Raw genomic sequence first — 6,376 nt, forward strand, 5'->3', positions numbered from 1 at the left:
GCCTGGGCAGCATGTCCTTCGGCCAGTCGCTGGCCGTGCCTCTGGTCCAGATGGTCAAGGCGGTGGGGGCCCTCGCCGACGGGGGCACCCTCCACGCCCCCCACTTCCTCGTGAGCAAGGGCGGCCAGGAGGCGGAGTGGGGGCCCGCGGGGCAGGCCGTCTCGGCCGAGACGGCCTCCGCGGTGACCGACATGATGCGCACCGTGGTCCAGGAGGGGACCGCCGTCCACGCCCAGGTCGAGGGTTACGACGTGGCCGGCAAGACCGGCACCGGCGAGCAGGCGGGCGAGACGGGCGGCTACATCGACTACAGCTACGTGAGCTCGCTCATCGGCTTCGCGCCCGCCTCCGACGCGAAGGTCCTGGTGTACGTGGGTCTCAACGGAACTCCATATCTGGCCTCCGCCTCGGCGGCCCCGCTGTTCTCTACTATCATGGGAGAGGCGCTTTCGGACCTGGGCGTCGCACCCACCAACTAGGTGGCACATCTGCCCTATGGAGGAGTGACGCATGCTCGAACTTCTGGTTGACGACGTCGTTCGCGCGACGGGTGCCAAGGCGCTCGTCGCGGTCCCNCGGCGCGGGCCCTCGCCAGCTACCTCGAGGAATGGCGGCCCCTGCTCGCCGTGCACGGCCGGCCGGGACTGGCCGTGTTCCTGAGCCAGAGGGGGAGCCGCATCACGCGCCAGGCGGTGCACGCGCTCGTCGAGCGCTACGGCCGCATGGTGGGGATCGAGGGACTCCACCCCCACACGCTGAGGCACAGCTACGCGACGCACCTGCTCGAGGGGGGCATGGACCTGAGGATGGTCCAGGAGCTCCTGGGGCACGCGTCGGTCTCGACCACCCAGCTCTACACGCACGTCGACCGCACCCACGTGCGCATGGCCTACCTCCAGGCCCATCCGAGGGCCGGCCTGCGGGAGGGGTAGTCGCGCTGGAGCGCCTGGCAGGGGGGTGGCGTCGGGGCATGCGCTGCGCGGTGAGGCAGGTTTGTCGGTGGTTCCCCTCCCCAGAAGTGCCGACAAGCGGGCTGTTCTGGCCATAAGCGTGTCATTGCCGGCCGTTTGTCGGTGGTTCCCCTCTCCAAAAGTGCCGACAAGCGAGAGGGTCTGCCTTCTTGCCTGCCTTCCTGCTTGTGCCGCGGCTCCGGCACCGCCCAGCCCCTACACCGCCCGGCCTCTGTCCGCACTCCACCCCACACCTCGTCCCACCGAGGCCGCAGGCTTCTCTCGTCTGAGAAAAACACCCTATCTGACCTGCGAAGATGCATTCTACCAGCAGATTCACAGGTCCTACACAACTTGCCATGCGAACTTGTGCCCAGAACGGGCGTTCCCACGACATGTGGGGCATGGCCCAGACTCCGGGTCCGCTCAGCCCAAAATGTGGTGCCTTCGGTGTACCAAAGTGGAGGGAAGTGTTGCGAAAGGGGGCGGATGGCCTATTATTAGTCTCACGTTTTCGAGGGGGGACTCCCTGCGAGCAGAGAGGGGAGGGGGACATGTACCTGACTGGCAGCTACCAGCACAACCTGGATGCCAAGTCTCGTGTCACGCTTCCCGCCCCGTTCCGCAAGCAGTTCGAGGAGCAGGTGTGCCTCGTCCCCGTCGGAGACGCGATCTATGGCTTCACCCCCCAGAGCCACCAGGCGTGGATCGAGAGCTTCTTCCCCGACGGGTTCGACCCGCGCAGCAGGAGGGACGACAAGCTCCGCAGGGCGCTCTCGTCGAAGACCGTCACGGTCGACGTCGACTCCGCAGGACGCGTGGCGCTCGGCAAGATCGGCGCCGGGTGCCTCGAGAAGTGCGGCATCGAGCGCGAGGTCGTGATCGTTGGCAACATCGACCACCTCGAGATCTGGGACGCGTCCCGCTTCGGCCAGGAGATGGACGAGCTCGACGAGGACCTCGACGCGCTCATGTTCCGCGACTAGGCGCAGGCGGGGAGGGCGAGCCACTTGACAGGCGAATATCGGCACGTGCCCGTGATGCTCGAGGAGGTCATCCGCGAGCTGGACCCCAAGCCAGGCGAGGTCGTCTGCGACTGCACCCTGGGGGGCGCCGGCCACTCCGTGGAGTTGGCCCGGCTCGTCCAGCCCGACGGCCTCTCGATCGGCATCGACCAGGACGACATGGCCCTCGCCGCGGCCACCGAGCGCTTCGAGCGCGAGGTCCCCGACGCGGACCGGCGCTTCCTCAAGGGGAACTTCGGCCAGCTCGACGAGCTTTTGGTCGAGGCGGAGGTTCCCGGGGTCGACTGCTTCCTCTTCGACATCGGGGTATCGTCACCCCAGCTCGACATCCCAGAGAGGGGCTTCTCGTACCATGAGGACGCCCCGCTAGACATGCGCATGGACCCGGGCAACAACACCCAAACCGCAGCAGAGGTCATAAACAACTACACCGAAGCAGACCTCGCCCGGGTTCTCCGCGTATATGGGGACGAGAGGTTCGCCGCGCGCATCGCGCGGCAGGTCGTCCGCACGAGGGAGAAGGCGCCCATCCTCACCACCCTCCAGCTCGTAGAGGTGGTCAAGGCCGCGATTCCCGCGGCGGGGAGGCGCCACGGGGGACATCCGGCGCGCAAGACCTTCCAGGCCCTGCGCATCGAGGTGAACCACGAGCTGGACGTCCTGGACCAGGGCCTTAGGGCCGCCGTCCGCTGGGCGAATCCGGGTGGCAGGATCTGCGTGATCTCGTACCACTCCCTCGAGGACCGCGTCGTGAAGCACGCCTTCGCGGAGCTCTCGCAGGGGTGCACATGTCCGCCGGAGCTTCCGGTGTGCGTGTGCGGTCACGTGCCGATACTCGAGGTCAGGACCAGGAAGCCCCTCGTGGCGAGCGAGGGGGAGATCGAGCGCAACCCGCGGTCGCGGAGCGCGCTCATGCGCGTGGCGGTCAAGCTCGACGCCTAGCGCCCGAAGGCAACACCGGCCCTAGGGCCGCTTGCATGGCACCACCGTGGCACGACGCAGCAGCACGTAGCACCAACGCAGCAGAATCGCAGCTCAGACGCAGCACAAACGCACGAGCGGGCGGAGGCGGGCCGCAAGGCCCGCCGACTCCGCGTCAGAAAAAGGGGTAGGGCATGAGGTACGCAGGGTCCGAGGCATACAGCCTCGACGCCAACGAGGGGAGGCGCCGCCTCGACGAGCGCGGCCACGCGCCCTTCGAGGTCGTCGAAGGCGGCGGCCTGGACGCCCGCGCGCGTCGCGGCGTCTCGAGCCAGTTCGTCGCGGCCTTCCGCGTCACCCTCTGCCTCATCGCGGCCGTCTTCGTCCTGGGGGGCAGCAGGGTCCTCATCTCCACCGCGACCGTCCGCGTCCTCGAGGCCAACTCGGGCATCTCCCAGAGCATCGAGGAGGCCAAGGTCGCCAACGAGAACCTCCAGATCGTGCGCTCGTCGCTCTGCCGCTCCTCTCGCATAGACCGCATCGCCACCCAGAACTACGGCATGGTCTTCGCCACCAGCACCGACACCATCCAGGTGGACGACCAGAACCAGAACCAGGGCCAGGACGCCTCGCAGCAGGAGGGCGAGCCTTCTGCAGATGATGCGCAGCACTCGGACGAGGCGGGGTCGGCTGCCGCGGAGTCCTAGACTCTTCACCGTGGGCAGACGCAACGAACAGAGCCGCCTGGTGCGGATGGGAGCGAGAGGCGCCTCGTACGACGTGGCGTCCCGGCGCGGTAGGAACGACGGCTTCGGGCCCGACGACGGCTTCGAGGGCGTCGCCCGCCCCTTGTTCGTGGTGCTCGCCGCCCTCGTCGCGGTGGTCGTCCTGCGCCTCGTCTGGCTGCAGGTCATACAGGGTCCCAGCCTCGCGGCCTCCGCCGCAGCCCAGCGCACCAACGTGGTGGCGGTGCACGCGCGCCGCGGCACCATCTACGACCGTGACGGCAACGTCCTGGCCATGAGCCAGGCCTGCAAGACCATCTACTGCAACCCCCAGAAGGTCAACGACCCCAATGGGGCGGCCCGCATCCTGGCCGAGAAGCTGGGGGGCAAGGCAAGCAGCTACCTCGCGACGCTCAGGGGCGACTCCAGCTTCTCCTACGTGCGCCGCCAGGTCGACACGGACAAGGCCAAGGAGGTCGAGGACAGCCTCAGGGACGCCAAGGCGAACGGCATCTACTTCCTCGACGACGTCAAGCGCGTCTACCCCTACGGCGCCGTGGGCAGCCAGGTCCTGGGCATCGTGGGCACGGACGGGGACGGCCTCTCGGGCCTGGAGCTCTATTACGACGACGTGCTCAAGGGCACGGACGGCGAGCTCGTCTTCGAGACCGGCTCCAAGGGCACGCCCATAGCCGGCACGTCCGCCCAGGCCTCCACCGCCCAGGACGGCACCGACATCGTCATCTCTCTGGACATCGACGTGCAGGAGGCGGCGGAGAGGACCATCGCCAAGGGCACGGAGGACTTCGACGCGGAATCCGGCTCCGTCATGGTGACGGACCCCAAGACGGGCCAGATCATCGCGGCCTGCTCGACGCCCCTCTACGACGTGACGGACACCTCCAAGATCGAGGAGGGCGCCACGAGCCTCAAGCCCGTCTCGTCCTCCTTCGAGCCCGGCTCCATATTCAAGCTCCTCACGACCGCGATCGGCATCGACGACGGGCTCATGGGCACCGAGACCACCTACGACGTCCCCGCCTACCTCAAGGTAGGGGACGACTACGTGAGCGACGACGACGGACGCGACTACGGCATGGACATGAGCGTCCGCGAGATTCTGCGCCGCTCCTCCAACGCCGGGGCCGCCCTCCTCGCCCAGAACGTGATCGGGGCGGAGCGCTTCTCGGAGGGCATAGCCCGCTTCGGCATCGGCAGCTACACCGGCATCGACTTCCCGGGGGAGGTCCCCGGCCTGGTCAAGACCCTCGACCAGTACGACGGGGCGAGCCTGGGCAGCATGTCCTTCGGCCAGTCGCTGGNCCCGCCTGCACGGCTACATAGGCGCCTACGCCGCCGCAAAGGGCCCCGACCTCCTCGTCCTCGTGGGCGGCGAGGCCGCGGCGCAGATGGCCGAGGCGGCACGCACAATGGGCTTCTCCGAGGACCGCCTCGAGCTGGTCCCCACGGCCGAGGAGGCCGTGCGCATCATCGGTCCCGTCCTGGGGGAGGGCGACCTGGTCCTCGCAAAGGGATCTCGCTCCGTCGGGCTGGACCGCTTCGTCAAGGGGGTGCTTGCCTGATGCTTGGCAACCCGAGCTATCCCACCTATCAGGTGTTCCTCGCCGTGGGCATCGCCGCCCTGGTGACGGGCCTGCTCCTGCCGCCCTTCATTCGCCTCATGCGCCACGAGGGCGTGGGCCAGCAGGTGAGGGCCGACGGGCCGCAGCGCCACCTGCAGAAGCAGGGCACGCCCACGATGGGCGGGGCCGTCATCCTGGTGGGGACGGTGCTCACCTGCGCCCTGCAGGCCTCCTGGACCATCGACCTGGTCATGGCCGTCCTGGCGACCCTCGCCGCCGCGGCCATCGGGCTCCTCGACGACATCGAGAGCGTGGCGCACGGCCGCTCCCTGGGGCTCACCCCGCGCCAGAAGATGCTGGGGCTGGGCGTCATCTCGGTCGCCTTCTGCCTCGTGGGCGTCAACCTGGGCGGCGTGGCCCCCTGGGTGGAGTTCCCGGGTGGGGGCTCGGTCAACCTGGGCGTCCTCACCACGGTGATCACCCTCAGGTCGGGCTTCCTCCTCCAGATTCCCTGGCTCTACGTCCTCTTCGTCTTCCTGCTCTTCGCGGGGCTCTCCAACGCCGTCAACCTCACCGACGGCCTGGACGGCCTGGCGGGCGGCTGCATCGCCGTGGTCATGCTGGCCATGGCCATGGTCGCCTTCCGCTACGACGAGATAAACCTCTCGGTCTTCGCCGGCTCCATCGCCGGGGCCTGCATAGGCTTCCTCTGGCACAACTGCCACCCCGCCTCGATCTTCATGGGCGACACGGGCTCGCTCGCGCTGGGGGCCGCCCTCGCCGCCCTCGCCGTGCTCACCAAGACCGAGGTCACCTCGCTGGTCATGGGCGGCCTCTTCGTGATCGAGGCGCTCTCGGTCATCGGCCAGGTGCTGAGCTTCCGCCTCCTGCACCGGCGCATCTTCCTCATGGCGCCCATCCACCACCACTTCGAGAAGAAGGGCTGGGCGGAGGACACCGTGGTCATCCGCTTCTGGATCGTCTCGGCCGCCTTCGCGGCGCTCGGGTTCGCTCTCTACTTCCAGCTGGGCTAGGAGGCTCGAATGCAGACGGGCAAGGGGGGGCGCCTGGGCGACGTCCTGGTGCTGGGCATGGGCAAGACGGGCGTCGACGTGGCGCTCTACCTCGCGTCGCTGGGCGAGGCCCGCGTCTCCTCCGTCACGCTCTACGGC

Annotated in this window: 5 protein-coding genes and 2 pseudogenes; all 7 read left to right on the forward strand. The window is 68.4% G+C overall.

What is annotated here, in order from left to right; all coding sequences use genetic code 11:
• Positions 1–479 (forward strand): penicillin-binding transpeptidase domain-containing protein (locus BQ7388_RS02355; RefSeq protein ID WP_268794027.1); only part of this gene is annotated, 479 nt, incomplete at its 5' end.
• A 90-nt stretch (positions 480–569) separates the two neighbouring features.
• Positions 570–932, forward strand: a pseudogene (locus BQ7388_RS12850) (tyrosine-type recombinase/integrase); the annotation flags it as partial.
• A gap of 572 nt (positions 933–1,504) precedes the next feature.
• The gene (locus tag BQ7388_RS02365) at positions 1,505–1,936 is read left to right on the forward strand and encodes a division/cell wall cluster transcriptional repressor MraZ (protein WP_009279434.1); all 432 of its coding nucleotides are present in this window, start codon (positions 1,505–1,507) and stop codon (positions 1,934–1,936) included.
• 24 nt (positions 1,937–1,960) lie between these two features.
• Positions 1,961–2,917 carry a 16S rRNA (cytosine(1402)-N(4))-methyltransferase RsmH gene (gene rsmH / locus BQ7388_RS02370; RefSeq protein WP_072499692.1) on the forward strand — a complete coding sequence of 319 codons (957 nt, stop codon included), beginning with the start codon at positions 1,961–1,963 and terminating at the stop codon, positions 2,915–2,917.
• A 173-nt stretch (positions 2,918–3,090) separates the two neighbouring features.
• Positions 3,091–3,603 (forward strand): FtsB/FtsL family cell division protein, encoded by a 513-nt coding sequence (locus BQ7388_RS12220; protein WP_072499693.1) that lies wholly within the window; start codon positions 3,091–3,093, stop codon positions 3,601–3,603.
• A 46-nt stretch (positions 3,604–3,649) separates the two neighbouring features.
• Positions 3,650–4,924: pseudogene (locus tag BQ7388_RS02380) on the forward strand (peptidoglycan D,D-transpeptidase FtsI family protein); the annotation flags it as partial.
• A 279-nt stretch (positions 4,925–5,203) separates the two neighbouring features.
• Entirely contained in the window at positions 5,204–6,238 is a 1,035-nt protein-coding gene (gene mraY, locus BQ7388_RS02390; protein WP_062530147.1) for a phospho-N-acetylmuramoyl-pentapeptide-transferase, read from the forward strand.
• The last annotated feature ends 138 nt before the right edge of the window (positions 6,239–6,376 follow it).

Source organism: Olsenella phocaeensis, from assembly GCF_900120385.1.
Classification (GTDB): domain Bacteria; phylum Actinomycetota; class Coriobacteriia; order Coriobacteriales; family Atopobiaceae; genus Olsenella_I; species Olsenella_I phocaeensis.